General features: G+C 62.9%; 2 protein-coding genes. Both read left to right on the top strand.

Features of this window, described 5'->3' with window-relative positions; translation table 11 throughout:
• Window positions 1-593 (top strand): conjugal transfer protein TraF (locus tag VOI29_RS24365; protein WP_323784463.1); only part of this gene is annotated, 593 nt, incomplete at its 5' end.
• A 13-nt stretch (window positions 594-606) separates the two neighbouring features.
• Window positions 607-1,820, top strand: a 1,214-nt coding sequence (locus tag VOI29_RS24360) for a DUF1173 family protein (RefSeq protein WP_323784461.1), incomplete at its 3' end; no start/stop codon positions are given.

Genomic DNA, 1,820 nt, shown 5'->3' with positions numbered 1-1,820 from the left:
CGTTCCGGGAATATGCCGACGAGCTGAAGCACCGCGCCATTCTCGATCCGACGCCGGAAAATGTGCAGGCGTATATGGAGGTGAACAAGCAGATGGCACAGCAGGCGGCGCGTTTCGCAGCCGTCTGGCAGCGCGTGCTGTTCGGCTCGCCCCACCTCGATGCCAATACCCGCCGCCCGCTGACCCAGATGGGCACCAACATTTATCAGGACCAGCGCAATGCGGCGGAGCAGGCGGCTCTGCGCCGGGCGGCGCAAGAGGCCGGTCTGATCTTTGTCTATGACAACCCTGCGGACTGCCGCTTGTGCCTCGCGCAGGCGCAGATCCTCGACGGCATCCGCAATGCCTATGGCGTGGAAATTCTGGCCGTGTCCACCGATGGCAGCCCCATCGGATATTTCCCGGACGCGGTTCAGGACGCGGGCCAGCTTGAGGCCCTTCAGCTCGCGGATAAGCCGCGCCCCTTCATCGCCATAGTAGATGCCGCCAGCGGGGAAACCCAGCTGATCGGGGGCGGACTGCTGACAGAAGATCAGATCCTGGAGCGCATCTACGTGGTCCGGGAAGTGCCCATGGGCGAACGGTATCAGTGAAGGAACAGGCAGAATGGCGTATTTCATTGGCAATATCCCCGTGGATCCGGCAACCGGCGACGGCCAGAACCTCCTTGGCCGGGCGCATCAGGAACACAGCCGCATCACCTGCGGCTGCTGGAAACCGGCTCCGCAAATGTACGTGGCCTGCGTGAATGGCCGGTTCATCCTGAAGCGGATGCCGGGCACCGGCGCGGAACACGCGCCCGGCTGCGAGTCTTTCTTGCCGCCTGAAGATCTCTCGGGCCTCGGACAGGTGCAGGGCAGCGCGATCAGGGAAGATCTGGACAGCGGAACCACGACGCTGAAGGTTGATTTCCCTTTGACCATGGGCAGCAAGCGCCCGGCACCGCCCGCGCCTTCGGGAAAAAAGCCGACCGAGGCCAAGGCCAGCCCGCGCAAGCTCGGCCTGTCGAGCCTGCTGCAATACCTGTGGCATGAGGCCGACCTGGTGAAATGGACCCCGGCGATGCAGGGTAAACGCTGGTGGGGGCCAGTACAGCGTGCGCTTTTGAACGCAGCCTCGGGGAAATCCGCCAAGTCTCGTGACTTGCGGGATATTCTCTATGTTCCGGACTACTGGAAGGCGGAGCGGAAAGAAGAAAACGCCGCGCGCCGGGCCAAACTCCTGCGCGGCCTTCAGGCGCCTGCGCGCGGTACGGCCCCGCTTGGCCTCGTTGTGGCCGAATACAAGAGCCATGAAGCCACCCGCATGGGTGCGCGTTTCCTGTTCAAACACGCGCCGGACTGCGCCTTCTTCGCGGAAGAGGACCTGGTGCGGAAATTTGAGAAGGTGTTTGCGGATCAGCTCATGCTGTCGGAAGCCCTGGGTGACGTGCATGTGATGGTGATCGCCACCTTCAGCGTTGCCAAAGCCGGCTACCCCGTTCTGCGGGAAATCGGCATGATGCTGGTCACTGCAAACTGGATCCCGTTTGAATCCATCCGCGACTATCAGCTGATCCGGGCGCTGACAGAGAGCAGGCGCGCATTTCTCAAGTCCCAGCGGTTCACCCTCGACCATGAGACTCCGATTGCCTGCGCGGTGCTGACCGACCTGGAAAGCCCGGTTTCGCTGTTCGTTGCTGATCCCGCCGCAGACACCAATGCGGTCGCTGCCCTGCGCGAAGTGGCTGCAGAGGGCACCTATCCTGCTTGGCTCTGGCTTGACGAGGACGCGATGCCGGATCTCCCGCAGCAAGGTTGCCTTGGGCCGGACAAGCAAGG

This window comes from Leisingera sp. (assembly GCF_034669605.1).
In the GTDB taxonomy this organism is placed as follows: Bacteria; Pseudomonadota; Alphaproteobacteria; order Rhodobacterales; family Rhodobacteraceae; genus Leisingera.
Note: the sequence above shows the minus strand (reverse complement) of the source record. Positions and strands in the feature narration are given on the sequence as shown.